General features: G+C 61.9%; 13 protein-coding genes and 1 pseudogene. 10 read left to right on the forward strand and 4 right to left on the reverse strand.

Annotated elements, in window-relative coordinates; all coding sequences use genetic code 11:
- The first annotated feature begins 7 nt into the window (after window positions 1-7).
- A complete protein-coding gene (locus ABIE53_RS05490) occupies window positions 8-1,285 on the forward strand; it encodes a dihydroorotase (protein WP_192700117.1) in 1,278 nt (425 codons plus the stop codon).
- 107 nt (window positions 1,286-1,392) lie between these two features.
- The gene (locus ABIE53_RS05495; protein WP_006048656.1) at window positions 1,393-2,232 is read left to right on the forward strand and encodes a lysophospholipid acyltransferase family protein; all 840 of its coding nucleotides are present in this window, start codon (window positions 1,393-1,395) and stop codon (window positions 2,230-2,232) included.
- A 30-nt stretch (window positions 2,233-2,262) separates the two neighbouring features.
- Here the strand turns inward: ABIE53_RS05495 and ABIE53_RS05500 are convergent, their stop codons facing one another.
- Window positions 2,263-3,144, reverse strand: a complete 882-nt coding sequence (locus ABIE53_RS05500) for a symmetrical bis(5'-nucleosyl)-tetraphosphatase (RefSeq protein ID WP_192700118.1) — start codon at window positions 3,142-3,144, stop codon at window positions 2,263-2,265.
- Between the two features lie 282 nt (window positions 3,145-3,426).
- Between ABIE53_RS05500 and ABIE53_RS05505 the strand changes: the two genes are divergently transcribed.
- From ABIE53_RS05505 to ABIE53_RS05530, 6 genes and pseudogenes are all read left to right on the forward strand, one after another.
- Complete coding sequence (locus ABIE53_RS05505; RefSeq protein ID WP_192700119.1) at window positions 3,427-4,338, forward strand: GDP-mannose 4,6-dehydratase; 912 nt, start codon at window positions 3,427-3,429, stop codon at window positions 4,336-4,338.
- Between the two features lie 429 nt (window positions 4,339-4,767).
- Complete coding sequence (gene rfbB, locus ABIE53_RS05510; RefSeq protein WP_006048653.1) at window positions 4,768-5,829, forward strand: dTDP-glucose 4,6-dehydratase; 1,062 nt, start codon at window positions 4,768-4,770, stop codon at window positions 5,827-5,829.
- Window positions 5,830-5,839: 10 nt separating this feature from the next.
- Entirely contained in the window at window positions 5,840-6,733 is an 894-nt protein-coding gene (gene rfbA / locus ABIE53_RS05515) for a glucose-1-phosphate thymidylyltransferase RfbA (protein ID WP_006048652.1), read from the forward strand.
- Window positions 6,718-7,269 carry a dTDP-4-dehydrorhamnose 3,5-epimerase gene (gene rfbC, locus ABIE53_RS05520; RefSeq protein ID WP_053857616.1) on the forward strand — a complete coding sequence of 184 codons (552 nt, stop codon included), beginning with the start codon at window positions 6,718-6,720 and terminating at the stop codon, window positions 7,267-7,269. The genes rfbA and rfbC overlap by 16 nt, the downstream gene beginning before the upstream one ends.
- 6 nt (window positions 7,270-7,275) lie before the next feature.
- Window positions 7,276-8,169, forward strand: coding sequence for a dTDP-4-dehydrorhamnose reductase (gene rfbD / locus ABIE53_RS05525; RefSeq protein WP_192700120.1), 894 nt, complete (start codon window positions 7,276-7,278; stop codon window positions 8,167-8,169).
- A pseudogene (locus ABIE53_RS05530) lies at window positions 8,151-9,074 on the forward strand (glycosyltransferase family 2 protein). Before rfbD ends, ABIE53_RS05530 begins: the two are co-directional and overlap by 19 nt.
- A gap of 53 nt (window positions 9,075-9,127) precedes the next feature.
- Here ABIE53_RS05530 and ABIE53_RS05535 read toward each other — a convergent pair.
- From ABIE53_RS05535 to ABIE53_RS05545, 3 genes are all read right to left on the reverse strand, one after another.
- Window positions 9,128-11,035, reverse strand: a complete 1,908-nt coding sequence (locus ABIE53_RS05535) for a glycosyltransferase family 2 protein (protein WP_376915763.1) — start codon at window positions 11,033-11,035, stop codon at window positions 9,128-9,130.
- Window positions 11,036-11,357: 322 nt separating this feature from the next.
- Entirely contained in the window at window positions 11,358-12,809 is a 1,452-nt protein-coding gene (locus ABIE53_RS05540) for an ABC transporter ATP-binding protein (RefSeq protein ID WP_192700122.1), read from the reverse strand.
- Complete coding sequence (locus tag ABIE53_RS05545; RefSeq protein ID WP_053857620.1) at window positions 12,799-13,632, reverse strand: ABC transporter permease; 834 nt, start codon at window positions 13,630-13,632, stop codon at window positions 12,799-12,801. The genes ABIE53_RS05540 and ABIE53_RS05545 overlap by 11 nt, the downstream gene beginning before the upstream one ends.
- Window positions 13,633-14,128: 496 nt before the next feature.
- On the opposite strand from ABIE53_RS05545, the gene ABIE53_RS05550 reads away from it, so the two are divergent.
- Together ABIE53_RS05550 and ABIE53_RS05555 are read left to right on the forward strand one after the other, a co-directional pair.
- A complete protein-coding gene (locus tag ABIE53_RS05550; RefSeq protein WP_192700123.1) occupies window positions 14,129-15,502 on the forward strand; it encodes an ABC transporter ATP-binding protein in 1,374 nt (457 codons plus the stop codon).
- Window positions 15,503-15,615: 113 nt separating this feature from the next.
- On the forward strand, window positions 15,616-18,963 hold the full coding sequence (locus ABIE53_RS05555) for a methyltransferase domain-containing protein (RefSeq protein ID WP_192700124.1): 3,348 nt from the start codon (window positions 15,616-15,618) through the stop codon (window positions 18,961-18,963).
- Window positions 18,964-18,991 lie beyond the last annotated feature (28 nt).

Consider the following 18,991-nt stretch of genomic DNA (forward strand, 5'->3'; position numbering starts at 1 on the left):
AGAGTTCATGATTCACATTCAAGGCGGCACGCTGATCGACCCCGCAGCGGGCACCGAACAGCAGCAGGACATTTTCATCGCGGACGGCAAGATCGTCGCACTCGGCAACGCGCACGCCGACTTCGAGGCGACGCAAATCATCGATGCCCGCGGCTTGCACATCGCGCCCGGTCTGGTCGACTTGTCGGCGCGTCTGCGCGAGCCTGGCTTCGAGCACAAGGCCACGCTCGAATCGGAAATGGCCGCGGCACTCGCGGGCGGCGTGACGAGTCTCGTGTGCCCGCCCGACACAGATCCCACGCTCGACGAACCCGGCCTCGTAGAAATGCTGAAGTTCCGCGCGCGCAATCTCGATCAGGCGCACGTGTATCCCCTCGGCGCGTTGACCGTCGGCCTCAAAGGCCAGGTCATCACCGAAATGGTGGAGTTGACCGAGGCCGGTTGCATCGGCTTTTCGCAGGCCGACGCGCCGGTGGTCGATACCCAGGTGCTGATGCGCGCGCTGCAATACGCAAAGACGTACGGCTTCACCGTGTGGCTGCGTCCTGTGGACGCCTACCTCGGCAAGGGCGGCGTGGCCGCGAGCGGCGCGCTGGCGTCGCGGCTCGGCCTGTCGGGCGTGCCCGTCGCGGCAGAAACCATCGCGCTGCATACGATCTTCGAACTCGTGCGCGTGACGGGCGCGCGGGTGCATCTGTCGCATGTGTCGTCGGCGGCGGGCATTGCGCTGATGCGCGAGGCCAAGGCCGAGGGCTTGCCGGTTTCGTGCGACGTCACCGTGAATCACGTCCATCTGATCGATCTCGACATCGGTTACTTCGACGCGCAATTCCGCCTCGATCCGCCGCTGCGACAGCAGCGCGATCGCGAAGCGATTCGCGCGGGTCTCGTCGACGGCACGATCGACGCGATCTGCTCGGACCACACGCCCGTCGATGACGACGAAAAGCTGCTGCCGTTCGGCGAAGCCACACCGGGCGCAACGGGCCTAGAGCTGTTCCTGTCGCTGACGGTGAAATGGGCCGACGAAGCCGGCGTGCCGCTCGCGAAGGCGCTCAACCGCATCACGGCCGCGCCGGCTCAAGTGCTCGATCTGGACGCGGCTGGCCGCGTCGCGGTGGGCAGCGTGGCGGACCTGTGCGTGTTCGACCGTCACGCGCATTGGCGCGTCGAGCCGCGCGCGCTGAAGAGCCAGGGGCATAACACGCCGTTCCTCGGTTACGAACTGCCGGCGCGCGTGCGTGCGACCATCGTGTCGGGTCGTCTCGCGTTCGAACAGCGTTGATGTTGCGCGGAGATTCGCGGTATGACTCAGGCATCGACACGTACTGACTTTGCATTGACCGCAGCCACCGCATAGACCGCATAGACTCGCCAGGAAATGCTCCGACCATGAAGCTCGCATTACGTAAGGCCCGTCTCATCGCGCATCTTCTGCACGGCATGTGGATCGTCGCCACGCGTTTTCCGAAAGCCGATGCCGACCGGCGTCACGCGCTCAATCGCGCGTGGTCGCTGAAGATGCTGCGGCTGTGCGGCATGCGCCTCGTCGTCCATAACGATGGCGCGCGGCTCGATCGCGGTGCGCTGGTGGTCGCCAATCACATTTCGTGGATCGACATCTACGTGATCAATGCATGGCGGCCGACGCCGTTCGTGTCGAAAGCGGAAATCCGGCATTGGCCGCTGGTCGGCTGGCTCGCGCAGCAGCTCGATACAGTGTTCATCCAGCGCGAGAAACGCAGCGACGCGAAGCGCATCATGCACGAGTTGTCCGACCGTTTGAGCGCCGGCGAATTGATGTGCGTGTTTCCGGAGGGCACGACGTCGAATGGTCTCGAGTTGCTGCCGTTTCACGCGAACATGTTTCAGGCGGCGGTGTCGGCGTCCGTGCCGGTGCAGCCGCTGTGCATCATGTATGAAGACGCGCATGGCCGGCAGTCGACGGCGCCTGCCTATATCGACGATCTTTCGCTCGCCGACTCGCTCAATCTGCTGCTGCGCGGCGGCCCGTTGACCGCGCATGTCTACGTGTGCGAACCGCTTCTACCTGGCGCCGACCGCCGCGCGTTGGCGGCGCAAGCGCAGGGCGCCGTTGCGGCCGCGCTGACGGAAATGCAGGGTGGCGCGGCAACGAGCGGCGCACTGGTCGTCGAGCGCGTGGAGTCGTCAGCGAGCAACGAGACGCTGATCGAACCGGTCGATCAGTCCGGCCGCTCGCCAAGCGTCTGAGCGTCTCAACGTCTTTCGGACGAGCGCTGTCTAGTTGCCGCCGCGCGCGCGGCAGTTCTCGCATTCCACTTGAGTGAGCGTGCGCTCCGCGGGATTCGCCGCGAGCAGCACCGCTGACAGTTTCTCGCCCCACACGCAGCCCGAATCGAGCCCGATCAGGTTGTCGCGCAACGTCAGGCCAAGCGCGGCCCAATGGCCGAATACGACGGTGACGTCCGCGGTCTTGCGCCACGGCACGTCGAACCACGGCATGCAGCCAGGCGGCGCGGCGTTCAGGCCGCCGCTGCTGCTGAAGTCCATTGCGCCTTCGGCTTTGCAGAAGCGCACGCGCGTCAACGCGCTGCAGGTCACGCGCAGCCGCTCGATGCCTTTCAATTGCGGCGTCCATAAACTCGGCTCGTTGCCATACAGACCGGCGAGCGTTTCCTTCCAGTTCGGCGCGCGCAGCGCGCGCTGCAATTCGTCGGCGAGTTCGAGCGTGAGGTTCACGTCCCATTGCGGCACGACGCCCGCATGCACCATCAGCATGCCGTTCTCGTAATGAGCGATCGGGCGATGGCGAACCCATTCGAGCAGATCGGCGGCATCGGGCGCCGAGAGAATGTCGTCGATCGTGTCGCCTTTTTTCGACTTGCGAATGCCCGCCGATACCGACATCAAATGCAGATCGTGATTGCCCAGCACCGGCACCGCGCGATCGCCGAGCGCAATGATGTCGCGGAGCGTCGCAAGCGATTCGGCGCCGCGGTTGATCAGGTCGCCCGCGAACCACAGCGGCGTGCCGGCGGGAGGCGCGGCCTTCGCGAGCAGTCGCTGGAATGGCGTGCGGCAGCCTTGCAGATCGCCGAAAGCCAGAGGCACGGGCTGCTGCGAGATTGGCAAAGCGGGAGAAGGCGCGGTTGACGGTGTCATCGGCGGAATGTTGGCGGTTCGATACGCGCGGCGATGCAGGAGGCTTGCCGCGTTGGGGCGGTGCAGCAAAAGAGCGTGACATAATAGCCCGTTTGCAGCGCCGGCATCGCGCGGTGCGGCGGCCATGACGTGTGTGCCGAGCGGTTGAAGGCCACAGCGCGGCCACAGGCGGTCAGTACGCGACCACTACGCCTGCAAGCTGGCGGCAGTTCGCATCCGCCGCAGTGAACGACCGGCGCAATATTGCATCACAACAGGCTGACCCTCGTGAACGGAGAAAGCATGTCGTCTTCCCATGCGAAGCAACCCGTCCGCACGCTCGTCACTGGAGCGAGCGGCTTTACTGGCCGCTATCTGGTTGAGAACCTCGCCGGTCGCGGCCATACCGTGATCGAAACCTTTGCCGGGCATGACGAGCCCGAAACGGCCACGCGCCTGAGGCTAGACATCACGTCGCCGGAAAACTGCCGGCATGTGATGGAAACCGTGCGGCCGGACTACATCGTGCATCTTGCGGCGATCAGCTTCGTCGGCCATGACGATCCGCTCGACTTCTACCGAGTCAACGTGATCGGCACGCTGAACCTGCTGGAAGCGTGCGCCGCGACCGGCCACACGCCGCGCAAGGTGCTCATCGCGAGCAGTGCGAACGTGTACGGCAACGTGACGAGCGATGCGATCGACGAAAGCTTCCCGCTCACGCCCGTCAACCACTACGCCGCGAGCAAGGCGGCGATGGAAACCATGGTGCATACGTGGTTCGAGCGGCTGCCTATCCTGATCGCGCGGCCGTTCAACTACACCGGGCGCGGCCAGGCGTCCAATTTCCTGGTGCCGAAGATCGTCGAGCATTTCGCGCGGCGCGAGCCATCTATCGAGCTGGGCAATCTTGACGTTGCGCGCGATTTCTCAGACGTGCGCTATGTGGCGGGTGCTTACGAAGCGTTGCTGACGTCCGATGCGGCAGGAGAGACGGTGAACGTCTGCACCGGCACGCCGTATACGCTGCGCGAGATTCTGTCCGCGGCCAGCGACATGACCGGACATAAGCTGCAAGTGCATGTCAATCCGGCTTTCGTCCGCCAAACGGATGTGAAGGTCCTTGCCGGTTCGCCCGCCAAACTGCGCTCGCTGGTTCCCGAGGTGCAAGCCATTCCGTTCATGGATACGCTGCGCTGGATGCTCGCGGCCTGAAGCGCCTACAGCTCATGGACGGGCGCTCGCCCGTCCTGCAAATGCCGCCGGCGGCACAATGACGCGGTCCGCGGCATGTCCCTTCTATGCTTTTCGATTCCTTTCGCGCAACGCCGCGATTTGCCTTTCGGCCTGAGCATCTGACCGCGCGTTAATCTTTTGCATACGCCCCGCCGACCCGGCAAGCATCAACGCCCCTATGCGACTTCGCAAACTGCACCGGAAACCATACTTGTCAAGCTGTTTCAAGTTGTTAGGGTTCTAGTTTTTGCTCCGCGCGGCTTTATAATCTGGGCTTCATAAGATTGGCGTCCAAGCGCCTGCGTGCCGTGCAAGGCCGCGGGCGCCGCAATAATCGAACACCACAACGCGTGGCGAGCGGCCGGCTCATGAATGTCGGGCCGTCGCTGATATCTGGAAGGGAATTTCATGATCCTGGTTACGGGCGGTGCCGGCTTTATCGGCGCCAATTTCGTGCTCGACTGGCTGAATACGTCGGACGAAGCGGTGCTGAACGTCGATAAGCTGACCTATGCCGGCAATCTCGGCACGCTCAAGTCGCAACAAGGCAATCCGAAGCACGTCTTCGTGCGCGCGGACATTTGCGACCGCGCCGCCATGGACGCGCTCTTCGCCGAACACAAGCCGCGCGCGGTGCTGCACTTCGCCGCGGAAAGCCATGTTGATCGCTCGATCCACGGCCCGGCCGATTTCGTGCAAACCAACGTTGTCGGTACGTTCACGCTGCTCGAAGCCGCGCGAAGCTACTGGAACACGCTGGACGAAGCCGCGAAGGCAGCGTTCCGCTTCCTGCACGTCTCGACCGACGAAGTCTTCGGCTCCCTGTCCGCGACCGATCCGCAGTTCTCCGAAACCACGCCGTACGCGCCCAATAGCCCGTATTCGGCGACCAAGGCGGGCTCGGACCATCTGGTGCGCGCGTACCATCACACGTACGGCCTGCCGGTGCTGACCACGAACTGCTCGAACAACTACGGCCCGTACCAGTTCCCCGAAAAGCTGATCCCGCTGATGATCGCCAACGCGCTCGGCGGCAAGCCGCTGCCGGTGTACGGCGACGGTCAGAACGTGCGCGACTGGCTGTATGTCGGCGACCATTGCAGCGCGATTCGCGAAGTGCTCGCGCGCGGCGTGCCGGGCGAAACGTACAACGTCGGCGGCTGGAACGAGAAGAAGAACCTCGAGGTCGTGCACACGCTGTGCGATCTGCTCGACACGCTTCGTCCGAAAACGGCCGGTTCGTACCGCGACCAGATCACTTACGTGAAGGACCGTCCGGGCCACGATCGCCGTTACGCAATCGACGCCCGCAAGCTCGAGCGCGAACTGGGCTGGAAGCCCGCGGAGACATTCGAAACGGGTCTGGCAAAAACTGTTCAGTGGTATCTCGACAATCAGGCATGGTCTGACGAAGTCGCTTCGGGCGAGTACCGCAAGTGGGTTGAGACCAACTACGCGCAACGCGCGTAAAGGCACGGTCATGGCGCGCAAAGGCATTATTCTCGCGGGCGGATCCGGCACCCGGCTCTATCCGATCACCCATGTCGTTTCGAAGCAGCTGCTGCCGGTCTACGACAAGCCGATGATCTACTACCCGCTGTCCACGCTGATGGTGGCGGGCATTCGCGACGTGCTGATCATCTCCACGCCGCAGGACACGCCGCGCTTCGAAGCCATGCTCGGCGACGGCAGCCAGTGGGGCATGAACATTCAGTATGCGGTTCAGCCTTCGCCGGACGGCCTCGCGCAAGCGTTCATCATCGGGCGCGAGTTCGTCGGCAACGACCCGTCGGCGCTGATTCTCGGCGACAACATTTTCTACGGTCATGATCTCGCGAAGCAGCTAGAGCGTGCGAACGATCAGGCCGACGGCGCGACCGTGTTCGCCTACCACGTGCATGATCCGGAGCGCTATGGTGTAGTCGAGTTCGACAAGCAATTCCGCGCATTGTCCATCGAAGAGAAGCCCGCGAAGCCGCGCTCGAATTACGCGGTCACGGGTCTGTATTTCTACGACAAGCAGGTCTGCGACATCGCGGCGGACATCAAGCCGTCGCCGCGCGGCGAGCTTGAAATTACCGACGTCAACTCGCGTTACCTCGCCAACGCCGCGCTCAATGTCGAGATCATGGGTCGCGGCTACGCGTGGCTCGACACGGGCACGCATGATTCGCTGATCGAAGCGGCCACGTTCATTGCGACGTTGCAGAAGCGCCAGGGCCTCGTGGTCGCATGTCCCGAGGAAATCGCGTATCGCCAGCAGTGGATCGGCGCCGAGCAGTTGCTCGCGCTCGCCGCGCCGCTCGCGAAGAATGCCTACGGGCAGTATCTGCAAAACATTCTTACGGACCAAGTTGCATGGCCATCCAAGTAACCGCTACGGCGCTGCCCGAAGTCAAGATCATCGAGCCGAAGGTGTTCGGCGATGCGCGCGGCTATTTCTACGAGAGCTTTAATGCCGTGGAATTCGCGGAGCATGTCGAGGCTGGCGTGACGTTCGTGCAGGACAATCATTCGCGTTCCGCGAAAGGCGTGCTGCGCGGCTTGCACTATCAGATTCAACATGCGCAGGGCAAGCTCGTGCGTGTCGTGGAAGGCGAAGTGTTCGACGTCGCCGTGGATATTCGCAAGAGTTCGCCGAACTTCGGCAAGTGGGTTGGCGTGACGTTGTCGATGGAGAACCATCGGCAATTGTGGGTGCCGCCTGGCTTCGCGCATGGTTTCCTTGTGCTGTCGGAGTCCGCGCAGTTCCTCTACAAGACGACCGACTACTGGTTCCCCGAGCATGAGCGCAGCATTCTCTGGAACGATCCCGCCATCGGTATCGAATGGCCTGTTGATTTCGAGCCGCTGCTCGCGGCGAAAGATGCGGCGGCCAAGCGCCTCGCCGACGCTGAGCATTTCTCCTGAGGTCGTATGAGCGCGGGTGATCAACCAACGATCCTTCTGACCGGCGTCAATGGCCAGGTCGGTTTTGAACTGGCGCGCACGCTGCAAGGTTTGGGCAAAGTCGTCGCGCTGGAGCGCAGCGCGCTGAACCTCGCCGACCTGGAGCAGGTGCGGCGCGTCGTGCGCGAAGTGAAGCCGGCACTCATCGTAAATCCCGCTGCACACACGGCGGTCGACAAAGCCGAAACCGATATCGACGCGGTCATGCGTCTGAACGCGGAAGCGCCCGGCGTGCTCGCGGAAGAAGCGAAGCGACTCGGCGCTGCGCTGGTTCACTATTCGACGGACTACGTATTCGACGGCACCAAGGCCGGCGCGTATGTCGAGACCGACGCGGTCAATCCACAAAACGTGTACGGCAAGAGCAAGCTCGCGGGCGAACAGGCGATCGCGCAGTCCGGCTGCGCGCATCTGATTTTCCGCACGAGCTGGGTATATGGGGCGCGGGGCAAAAACTTCCTGCTCACCATGCTGCGCCTCGGCGCAGAGCGCGATGAGCTCAGCGTGGTTGCCGACCAGTATGGAGCGCCGACGTGGTCCAACACGATTGCGGCCCTGAGCGCAAACGTGCTTGCGCAAGCCGTTGCGCCGAATCAGTCCGACTGGTGGGAAAAGCATTCAGGCGTTTATCACCTGACCGCCTCGGGCAGTACGTCGTGGCACGGTTTCGCTGAAGCTATTTTCGAGTATTCGCAACTCGAGAAGAAGCCCACGGTGAAGCCCATACCTGCTGCGTCGTATCCGACGCCGGCCACACGCCCGAGCAACTCACGGATGTCGAACGACAAGCTCGCTGCCAGCTTTGGCGTACGCGCGCCCGACTGGCGGGACGCTTTGCGCCTATGCATGTCAACGAAGTGAATGGCGAGCCGCCGAAGCCGCGTTCGGGCGCAGTCGTGGTTTTCTACCATCCCGACGCGGCCTGCGTGCAGCGCGCCAACCGCCTCGCGTCCTTCATGCGATGCGTTGTCATCGACAAACACGCCGTCAGTCTCTACCGCCCGCGATCTGGGCTTATCGGATTCGATCGAATACTTGCCGAACGGCGAGAACCTCGGCATTGCCACCGCGATCAATCAGGGTATCGACATACTCATTCGCGAGGATTTCGAAGTCGCGATCCTCTTCGACCAGGACAGCGAACCGCCCGGATCGCTGTTTGTCGAGTTGCCGGCGATCATCGCGCGCGCCAACGCGTCGCAACAACGCGTTGCGCTGGTCGGGCCCGCCTACGACGACCCTCGCTTGCGCGGCGTCGCATCGTTCGTTCGCTTCAAATGGTGGGCGCTGGAACGTGTATCGCCAACAGGCAATCAGCCGATCGATGTCGACTTTCTGATTACCTCGGGCTCATGTATCAACCTGCGCTGGTGGGCAAGCATTGGTCCGATGGACGACGCGCTGTTTATCGATTTCGTCGATCTCGAATGGTGTGTGCGCGCAAAGCGGAAAGGCTTCCAGGTTCTCGGTGTCCCCTGGGTGTGCGCATGAGTCACGAGCTCGGCGGTGAGCCGGTCCGCGTGCTCGGGCGCAACTATCCAATGCATAGCCCATTGCGGCACTACTACCAGTTCCGCAACGTCGTTGCGTTGATCAAGCGCCCGTCGATGCCGATGGCATGGAAAAGCACTGAGCTCATCAAACTCCCGATACGCGTGCTGATTTACTGCTTCTTTCCGCAGCAGCGAAAAGACCACCTTGCGATGGCGTGGCGCGGGGTTCGCGACGGTTGGCGCGGGCGGCTTGGTGCGTACCGTCGGCAGTGAATACGCCGCAGCGGCCGGCAACGGCCGCTGGTTTGACCCACGCATTCGGGGTGTCAATCGAGTATGTGGGTGCGCGGCGGGTCGGCTAGCGTGAACAGCGGCAGTTGCGGGTTCAGCGTCAGGTTCGGGTTGTATGCCGGATCATATTCCAGCTTACTCGCCCAACGGTTCTGCATCCATCGAACCTCGCTGACGAACCTGTCGCGCTTGTCCGGGTCCATATCCGAACCGCGCGTGGCCGATTCATGGTGGTACAGCTCAGCGTGCGGTGTCCACACATTCCGGTAACCGGCTTCGCCTACGCGTAAGCAGAAGTCAACGTCGTTGAAGGCGACAGCCAGCTCTTCGTTCAGGCCGCCCACTTCGTGGTAGATCGACTTGCGGATCACGAGGCAGGCCGCCGTGACCGCGGACAGGTTCTGCCGCACGACCGCCCGGCCGAAATAACCGAACAGCCCGCGTTTCATCTTGTGATGAATATGGCCCGCGACACCGCCAAGGCCGATCATCACGCCGCCGTGCTGCAACGTGTTGTCCGGATACCAGAGCGCCGCGCCGACCGCGCCGTGGCCGGGCTGACAGGCAACGCCGACCATCTCGTTGAGCCAGTCAGGCGAAATCACTTCAATGTCGTTGTTCAGCAGACAAAGATAGTCGCCAGTGGCCATAGCCACCGCGCGATTGTTAAGCGCTGAGTAGTTAAACGGCGAATCGTCGCGGACAACACGAACGTTGCTCTTCTCCGAAATCTGCGCGAAGTAGCTCAGCGTTTCTTCTTTGACGCTGCCATTGTCCACCACGATGATTTCGTAGTTCGGGTAAATGGTTCGCAATAGAACGCTTTCGATGCACTGGCGAAGCAGGTCAACGCCGTCGCGTGTCGGGATGATCAATGACACCTTGGGTGCAGGCTGAGGCACCGCATAGCGGACGTGCAGGATGGCCGGCTCGTCGAAGACCTGTTCGACGGTCGCTTCCGCGCCGATGCGTTTCAGGTGCTCCTGCAGCGCGCGAATGGCGGCCAGCAGCGCATACGGCTTCTCGCTGCCGCTGCCGGCGGTACTGCCCGGCGCGATGCGCCAGTGATAGAGCACGTGAGGAATGTGGACGACTTTGTCATGCCCTGCGATTTCCACGCAGCGCAATGTGAGGTCGTAGTCCTGGCTTCCTTCGAAGCCTTTACGAAAGCCGCCTGCTTCGCGGATCAATGCGGTCTCGAATACGCCCAGGTGAGAGAACATGTTCTGCGTCAGGAACAGTTCCGGGTTCCAGTCGCATTTGAAGTACGGCATCGCGCGCTTGCCGTCAGCGGTGAGTTTGTCCTCGTCGCTGTAGAACATTCGTGCGTCGGGGTGCTTGTTGATATAGCGCACCACCGAGAACAACGCGTGAGCCGGCAGGACATCGTCGTGATCCAGCAGCGCGACATATTCGCCGGTGGCAATCGACAGCGCGCTATTGCTCGCTTCCGAGATATGGCCGTTCACCTCCCGGAACACAACCTTGATCCGCTGATCGAGCGCCGCGTATCGGCGCAGAATCTGCGCCGGCTCGGGCCTCGTCGAGGCGTCGTCTGCGATGCACAGTTCCCAGTTCTGATAGATCTGATCCCGCACCGACTGGATCATGGCTTCGAGGAACACCGGGTCGCTGTTATAGGTCGGCACGACGACGGATATCAGCGGCTGACGCGCGAACGTCGCCATGATCGTGTTCGCCTTGTCTCGCTCCGCTTCGCCGAACGTGTCGAAGCGATCGATCCACGCACTGTAGACGGCTTCCGAAGGCGGTCTGTCTGCGAAGCCTGCGCCACTTTGCAAGCGGCGCAGGCGATCGCGTGCGCCGGCTATGCCGCCGCGGCGCAGCGCTTTGGCGTAGTAGCCGAGCGCGCCAGCGTAGCCGCCCTGCGCTTCGGCCTGTCGCTCGATGGTCCCCCAGACAAGACGGAGCGCACGGGCCATCGCCGACACGCGACGCAACGGCGCGGTGATACGCCATGACGGCGAGGTAAGAACGCGTTGCAGTTCGACTTCGAGTCGTACCCGCTCGTTTTCTACTGACGCGTAGTGGGTCAGCTTCTCGAGCGCGAACGCCAGTTTTTCCTCGAGCACCTCGGCGCGTTGGGTTGCTGCGGCGAGTTCCGACTCGTGTGATGCAGCAGGCGCGTTACGTGGAAGCGGAGCGGGCCTGGGGTCGCCGACATTGTGGCCAGACGTCATTTTTTGAAGCGCGAACGAATCGCGTTATTCCATTGGTTCAGGTCATTCAGGCGCGAAGCGAATGTCACGCCTGTTCTACTTCATCTCGAACGAAGAGCGCTATGTTGCTCATCGGCGCGCCGACCAGACCGGTCGTCACGCTCGTTGACTCCGATTTGACGATCAGCGCGTCGTGCACACAATCTTGTACGGCGATTGTGCCGGCAACATGGGCAGCCTCGGTAAGCACCAGCGCTGTAAACGCGTAATCGCCGGGCGGCAGAATCGGCATGTCGAACACGAACTCCGCCTCGACCGCGGGCGCTTCGCGCAACGCTGCGTTGTCGCCGGTGCTCGTGAGCGAGGTGTCGTCACCGAACAGCGGCTGACCCAGCCGGTCTTTCACGAAGAAGGCGAACACCGGCAACGAGCCGGACTCCGGTCTCTTCGCACGGATGCGCAGCAGCACGCGCTCGCCACCGACCACCCAGCTCACCGGCGATCCCTGTTCGCTGATCAGTTCCACCGACTCGATGAGCGGTGTATCTCTCTGCGTGGGCAGGCTATGTGGGTCGACGTCAAGCGCGGTGAGCGTCACGCCCGGCGTGGCCGCGTTCTCAATGAAGCGTTGCCGCTGATCCGCGGTTTGCGCTTGCGCCGGTTGTCGTGTCAGCCCCGCCGGCGCCTTGATGTCCGACCCTCTTTCGCCAAGGTCCTCGGCGCTTGCCCATGACGTGGCTTCGCCTTGCTGCTGGCGGTAGAAAGCTTCGAAGTAACTGGTGCAGACGTGTCTGGCTTCCCCGGTCTCGCGAATCACGCCACGGTCGAGCCAGATCACGCGCGAGCACAGGCTGCGAACCGCAGACGAGTCATGGCTCACGAACAGTACCGTGCCCGTTTGCTGGAACCGGCGCAGGAACCGCATGCATTTTTGCGTGAAGAACGCATCGCCCACGGCGAGCGCTTCGTCGATCACCAGTATGTCGGCGTCGACGTGGGCGATCACCGCGAAGGCCAGCCGCACGAACATGCCGCTGGAATAGGTTTTTACCGGCTGGTCGATAAAGTGGCCGATATCGGCGAACTCGATGATCTGCTCGAGACGCGCGTCGATCTGGTCGCGGCTCAGCCCGTGCAACTGGCCGTTCATGTAGATGTTTTCGCGGCCGGTGTATTCGACGTCGAAGCCGGAGCCGAGCTCCAGCAACGCCGCAATCCTGCCGCGTGTTTCCACCTCGCCGCCGGAGGGCGCCAGTGTTCCGCAGACAATCTGCAGCAAGGTGCTTTTGCCGGAGCCGTTCCGGCCGATAATACCGACCGTTTCTCCGCGGGCGATCTCGAAGTCGACGCCCTTCAGGGCCCAGAAGGTGCGAACGCAGTCCTGGGCGCGTTTGAACAACGCTCGCCGTAGCGGCGGCAACGGCGCAAGGGTGCCGAGCAGGCCGAGGACACTGCGCTTGAGGCGGTCCGAAGGCTGCTCGTACGACTCGAAGCCTTTGGTCAGCGACGCAGCGCGGATGGCAATGTCAGATGACATCCGCAAATCCCCGTCGCGTTTTCTGGAACCATCCGAACCCGAGCCACGCGACGAGAACGGCGATGGCGGTATAGATGCCCCAGCGGCTCCAGTCGATGGAGTGGCCCCACACGAGCACATCGCGGCTTTGCTCGATGGGATACGTCATCGGGTTCAGATAGACAAACGTGCGAAAGCGTTCCGGCAGCGACGAGACCGGAAAAAAGACGGGCGACAGGAACATGAGGGCCGTGATCAGAATGCCTATCGTTTGTCCGATGTCGCGCAGATAGACACCGGTCGCCGCGAGCGTCCAACTGATGCCGAGTATGAACACACACAAAGGCGCGAGCACGACTGGAAGCAGAAACGCTGTCGGCGGCACTGACCCGACGATCAACCATTCCGCCACGAGCAGGATGAACACGCTGACGCAAAGATGGAACATGGCGGAAAGCAGCGTCACGCAAGGGAGAATCTCAAGCGGGAAGACGATTTTCTTGACGAAGTTCGCATGCGACAGGATCAAGGTCGGCGCGCGGCTCACGCACTCGGAGAACAGATTGAACATGATCATCCCGGCGAACAGGACGACGGCGAACTCGCCTTTGGACGCTGTTTCGGTGCCCGCGGCACCGCCGCCCCAACGCGATTTGAAGACCGTACTGAACACGAACGTGTAGATGGTCAACATCAGAAGGGGAGTAAGCAGCGACCACAATATGCCGAGTAATGAACCTTTGTATCGCCCCACTGCATCGCGGCGTGCGAGGTCCAACATGAGGCGCCGATTCTTCACCAGCGATGCAGCGAGGTATCGTGGCGAAACGCTAAAACTATGCATAAGTCGGTCGTCGATGCTCTACAAAGATGGAGTGAGATACGGCGTCATCCGACAGGCACACGCCCTCGGTTGATGCCTGCTGACGAGAGGCATCCGGCTTGTCGGGCGACGCGGTCGGATCAACCGGCAACGAGTGGCTTGCCGGAGATGAGCTGTATATGGGTGGGTACGCATTATCGCATAGCGGCTGCGCTCGAAACCCCGCGAAGCCGGCCCTCATGTCTCGAAGTGTAAATGCTGTAAATGAATATCGGCGGCGCGTTGCCGCAAATCTGCTCGCACAGGCAGCGACCCTCCGCAGAAGCGCGCGGCCGGCTATTCGCATGATCACGTAATCATCGGCGACTGTGGTTTTATCATATTGTGAAATGAATGAAACGCGGTAAAATCGTCGGTTACTCAGCACCACTCTGATCAGGCCGTTAAGTCCGCGTCTGCGGCCAGGATGCGTTCGCGCGCCGGAGAGCGATACGAGAGCGGTTAAGGAACAAACCATATGTCGGGAAACTTGGCAGTCGAAGCTTCGGGCATTCGTAAGGGCTTTGCTTCTTACGAGCGCCCAGCCGACCGGCTGAAGAAAAGCATGTTAGGCGTCGCGGCGCGGTTCTCGCCGGGCGCGCTTGCAAAGCGCGCCGCATTGCGCCGTGTCGACGCACTATCCAGTGTGTTCTGGGCGCTGCACGACGTCAGCTTTTCGGTCGCAGCCGGGGAAACCGTGGGGATCATCGGCCGCAACGGGTCCGGCAAAAGCACGTTGCTGCAAATCGTCTGCGGAACGCTTGCGCCGACGGCGGGCGACATCGCTGTGCGCGGTAAAGTCGCCGCGCTGCTCGAACTCGGCTCGGGGTTCGACGTGGAGTACACGGGGCGCGAGAACGTCTACCTGAACGCGCAGCTTTACGGTCTGACTCGCCAGCAAATCGACGAACGGTACGACGATATCGTCGCTTTTGCGGACATTGGCGAGTTCGTCGACCAGCCGGTCAAAACTTATTCGAGCGGCATGTTCGTGCGACTTGCGTTTGCGGTCATTGCGCATGTCGACGCGGACATTCTCGTTATCGACGAGGCGCTTGCTGTCGGCGACGCTTTCTTCAATCAGAAGTGTTTTCGTTTTCTCGACGAATTCAAGAAGCGCGGCACGATCCTTTTCGTGAGCCACGACACTTCGACAATCAAGAAGCTGTGTTCCAAGGTTATCTGGATCGACCGCGGCCATGTGATGGCCCAGGGCGATCCCGAGGAAGTGTGCGCCGCGTATCTCGAAGCCCGATACACCGGTTCTGCGCCCTCAATCACGAGCGGGCGGGTTCCGGTAAAACCTCGCAGCGTCGCGTCGTGCGACGAACGGCGCGGGCTCATCAACGCGTCTTCGTTGCGCAACGACATTCAGGTCATGGCCTTCAATCGCCAGTCGCAATCGTTCGGAGCAGGCGGCGCGCATATCGTCGACGTCGCGCTCGTCGACGAAGCGAAACGCCGCCTCGAGTGGGTCGTTGGCGGCGAACCGGTGACCTTGCAGGTGTCGGTTCATGTGGGCGAATCGCTTTTTTCCCCGATCGTTGGATTCTTTCTGAAGAACGATCGTGGCCAGGATCTGTTCGGCGAAAACACGTTCGGTACTTTCGCAGACCGCCCTGTGCACTGTGAGGCTAACTCCGTTCTTTGCGCGGAGTTTTCGTTCGTCATGCCGGTCCTGCCCAAGGGCCATTTTTCGATCAATGTCGCAGTGGCGGAAGGCACTCAGTACAACCACGTTCAGCTTCACTGGGTTCATGATGCATTGCCGCTCCAGTCGCACGCCTCACGAGTTCATCACGCGCTTCTCGGCATCCCGATGCTTCATGTCGACGTGAGCGCCGTGCCCTGACGCCGCGACCGTATCAGCAGCGGCGCTTCACGCACGCTTCGCAAGATCGGGCCTTAAAAAAACAACCGACAGTTTCACCAGGCTAAGTCAGCCAGTAGCCCAGGATTTCAAATATGACAACACGAGTTAGAACATTCCGGTTCAAAGGCGCGGAGAGCGGCCATGAATTTACCGGGGAACGCTATCTTCCCGGCGTGGCGGGTCCTATTCAGTACGAACACTACCATCGGTATCTGTTCTCCGCGCCGTTGTGCGAAGGCAAGGAAGTGCTCGATATCGCGTCAGGCGAAGGGTACGGTTCTGCAGTGCTGGCACAGTCGGCGAAATCCGTAGTGGGCGTGGATATCGACGCCCAGGCCGTCGAAAACGCCCGCAAGCGCTATGGCGAGCAACCGAATCTGCGCTACGAGCATGGCAGCGCAACGGCTATTCCGTTGCCCGACGCTTCGGTCGATATCCTGAACTCGTTCGAAACACTCGAGCACTTCCATGAGCACGAGGCGTTCATGCAGGAAGCCCGGCGTGTTCTGCGCCCGAACGGCCTGATGATCATATCGACGCCGAATCGGCCGATTTACTCGCCGCCTGGCGCACCGCCGAATGAATATCATGTGCGCGAGCTCGATCGCGAGGAGTTCGTTCAGTGGCTCAAGACCGGCTTCAAGAACTTCGTGCTTTACGAACAGAAGCCCACGGCAGGTTCAATGCTGTTCCGCGAGGGGCGCAAAGGCGCGCGCGAAGTCACGTACTGGTCGGAGACGGACATAGGCGAATACACGGCGACGGAGAGCATGGTCGACCCGGTCTATTTCGTCGCGATCGCTTCCGATGGTCCGTTGCCCGAGCCGAATGACGACGTTCTCGAAGGGAGCTTTTCTTTCGCGCGCTATGACCACTCGCGCAACGGGCACATCGGCAATCAGGCGGTCGAGATCGCACGCCTGACGACCGAGACGATTGCCCGTGGCGACGAGATCGGACATTTGACCGGCGAGACCGTACGCCTGACCGAGGCAGTGCTCGCGCGAGACGCCGAAATCGGCCGTCTTACGCAGGAAGCAGTGCGGCTGAACGAAGAAATTATTATCCGCAACAACGAAATCGAGCGCCTGAACCAGTTGTTGGCGAGCGCAAATGCGACTGCCAATGCCGCTGCCAATGTGCCGCAGGTTGAACCGTCCCAGATCTATGAGCAACTGGCCGAATTGACGCGGCAGGTCAAGAACTCGAATGCGGCGTTGCGGGCGCTGCAAACCCAGCAGGCTATCCCGAGCGGCCCATCCGACGAAGCGCTGAGGCTTGAAAACGATAGATTGCGCGCGCAGATCGATGCGCTTGTCCATTCCGCGTCATGGCGTCTTACCGAGCCACTGCGCGGCGTCGTCACGCGTTTGAGGCCCGCGAGGCGCAAACTCGCCCGCGCGCTTGGCCGTGGCAACGCGTTGCCTGCTCATGAAGGCAATTCGCGCGTCGCGTTGCCGGCTGGCCGGCTGCCCGCGATTCCCAAATCGCCGGCCCGCTTTACCCAGGCGGCGCAACCGCGCGCAACCATCTTTGTCCTTGAATCGGGCAACGACGGATCGTTGGCGAAATGTCTGGCCGCACTCAGCGCCCATACCTCTGACGTGCCTTACGCAGTCTCCGTTGTGGGCGCAGCCAATACGGAACTCGCCGGGCAATACGGTGTCGGCTTCCTGGGCGACAGCAACACGTCCCGGTCGCTCGCGGCATTGCGTGACAGCATCGGCCAACTGAGCGGCGAATTCGTCGTGCTGGTTTCGGATCGGCTGGTCGCTCATCCCGGCTGGCTTGCCGCACTCGACGAAGCGTTTGCGCGCTTCCCCGATGCGGCAGCGCTCGGCGCACTGATTCTCAAGGATGCCGATACCGTGGAGACGGCCGGCGCCGCCATTGAAGCCGATGCGCGGCTGCGACCGAACTGCGCGGGGCTGACACCGGACGACCCGGCGGTCAACGCCGTCATGCGCGTGACGTGCGCGGGGCCCGGTTTGATAGCGATGCGCGCGGATGCCTGGCGCGCGATAGGCGGGCACTTTGGCAACGACGACCCGTTTCAGGCAGGGTTGGTCTCAATCGGCTTGTTGTTGTCCACGCTTGGCAAGAACACGTTCCTGCAGCCTTTTGCGCGCTTCACCCGGCTGCCGGTCTCGAAGGTCGACCGTGCGGCTTCCAGCGACGCAAACAGCAAATGGGAGGACGCGCACCAGCGGTGGTCGGTTCGTCAGCGATTCGAGAAAGTTTTCGCTGCCTCCGGGGCCGATGGGACCGTGCTGAAGCTTGCAGCAAGGCCGAAGATCGTGATGATCGACGCGTTTGTGCCGAAGCCCGACCAGGACTCCGGGTCCGCCGATCTGTTCTGGTACATGCGGATTTTTCATGCGTTCGGCTATCAGGTCAGCTTCATCGCGGCGTTCGAAGAACAACCGCTCGAAAGTTACGCCGACGCACTGCGCCGTTGGGGCGTGCGGGTTCAATACGCGACCGATCTCGATCATCTGAATCATCTGGTACTCGAAGAGTCGAGAGACGCGCAAGTCGTGCTGGTGCAGCGCGTCGTCGTGGCCCGTCACGTGATCTGCGCGCTTCGCGAACGGCAAGTGAGCGCCAAGATCGTATTCGGCACGGTCGATCTGCATTATCTGCGCGAGGAGCGCATTGCCATTCATGAACGCTCGCCCGAAGCGCTCGACTATGCGTTGACGCTGCGCCGCGAGGAACTCCGTGCGATGTCCTTGTCCGACGCGACCATCGTGGTGAGTCGGCTGGAACACGACATCGTCAAGGCCGCGTTGCCGGAAGTGAATGTCCACCGCATTCCGATTCCGCGAATGCCTGTGCGCTCGGCCAGTACGTTTGCCGATCGCTCGGGTGTGGTGTTCGTCGGGGGCTTCGCGCATCGGCCGAATATCGATGCGGTCATGTTCCTCGTCAACGAAATCTGGCCGATCGTGCGCCGGAATTTGCCGAGTGCCGAACTGCGCGTTGTCGGCAGCAATGTGACGCCGGAAATCAGTGCGCTCGACAATCCTGCTGCCGGTGTCAAGATCGTCGGCTTCGTCCAGGATCTGGACGAGGTCATGAGCACGGCCCGGCTCTCCGTCGCTCCTTTGCGCTTCGGGGCGGGCATCAAGGGCAAGGTTGTGTCGAGCCTGCTGCATGGCCTGCCTTGCGTACTGAGCAAGATGGCGAGCGAAGGCATGGGCCTCGTCGACGGCGAGCACGTCCTGGAAGGAGAGACTGCCGAAGAGATCGCGGCGGCCATCGTGCGGTTACACGAAGACGCGCAGTTGTGGCAGCGCATTGCCGACGCAGGCTTTCTCGTAGCCGCCGAGGAATATTCCGTGGAGAGCGTCGCTGACAAGTTCTCGGCGTTGCTCGACTCGGTTGGTCTGATCGACAACTCGCGCGTTATCGAGCCTAGCGCGTTCCACATCCACTAACCGATCGTATCGAACGAACTGCCCCGGG

The organism is Paraburkholderia sp. OAS925 (assembly GCF_040543975.1).
Classification (GTDB): Bacteria; Pseudomonadota; Gammaproteobacteria; order Burkholderiales; family Burkholderiaceae; genus Paraburkholderia; species Paraburkholderia graminis.

Coding starts and splice junctions, on each gene's coding strand:
- ABIE53_RS05545 (WP_053857620.1), bottom strand. CDS start 13,632: ATGCATAGTTTTAGCGTTTCGCCACGATACCTCGCTGCATCGCTGGTG.
- ABIE53_RS05495 (WP_006048656.1), top strand. CDS start 1,393: ATGAAGCTCGCATTACGTAAGGCCCGTCTCATCGCGCATCTTCTGCAC.
- ABIE53_RS05555 (WP_192700124.1), top strand. CDS start 15,616: ATGACAACACGAGTTAGAACATTCCGGTTCAAAGGCGCGGAGAGCGGC.
- ABIE53_RS05535 (WP_376915763.1), bottom strand. CDS start 11,035: ATGGCCCGTGCGCTCCGTCTTGTCTGGGGGACCATCGAGCGACAGGCC.
- ABIE53_RS05505 (WP_192700119.1), top strand. CDS start 3,427: ATGTCGTCTTCCCATGCGAAGCAACCCGTCCGCACGCTCGTCACTGGA.
- rfbC (WP_053857616.1), top strand. CDS start 6,718: ATGGCCATCCAAGTAACCGCTACGGCGCTGCCCGAAGTCAAGATCATC.
- rfbA (WP_006048652.1), top strand. CDS start 5,840: ATGGCGCGCAAAGGCATTATTCTCGCGGGCGGATCCGGCACCCGGCTC.
- ABIE53_RS05500 (WP_192700118.1), bottom strand. CDS start 3,144: ATGACACCGTCAACCGCGCCTTCTCCCGCTTTGCCAATCTCGCAGCAG.
- ABIE53_RS05550 (WP_192700123.1), top strand. CDS start 14,129: ATGTCGGGAAACTTGGCAGTCGAAGCTTCGGGCATTCGTAAGGGCTTT.
- rfbB (WP_006048653.1), top strand. CDS start 4,768: ATGATCCTGGTTACGGGCGGTGCCGGCTTTATCGGCGCCAATTTCGTG.
- rfbD (WP_192700120.1), top strand. CDS start 7,276: ATGAGCGCGGGTGATCAACCAACGATCCTTCTGACCGGCGTCAATGGC.
- ABIE53_RS05540 (WP_192700122.1), bottom strand. CDS start 12,809: ATGTCATCTGACATTGCCATCCGCGCTGCGTCGCTGACCAAAGGCTTC.
- ABIE53_RS05490 (WP_192700117.1), top strand. CDS start 8: ATGATTCACATTCAAGGCGGCACGCTGATCGACCCCGCAGCGGGCACC.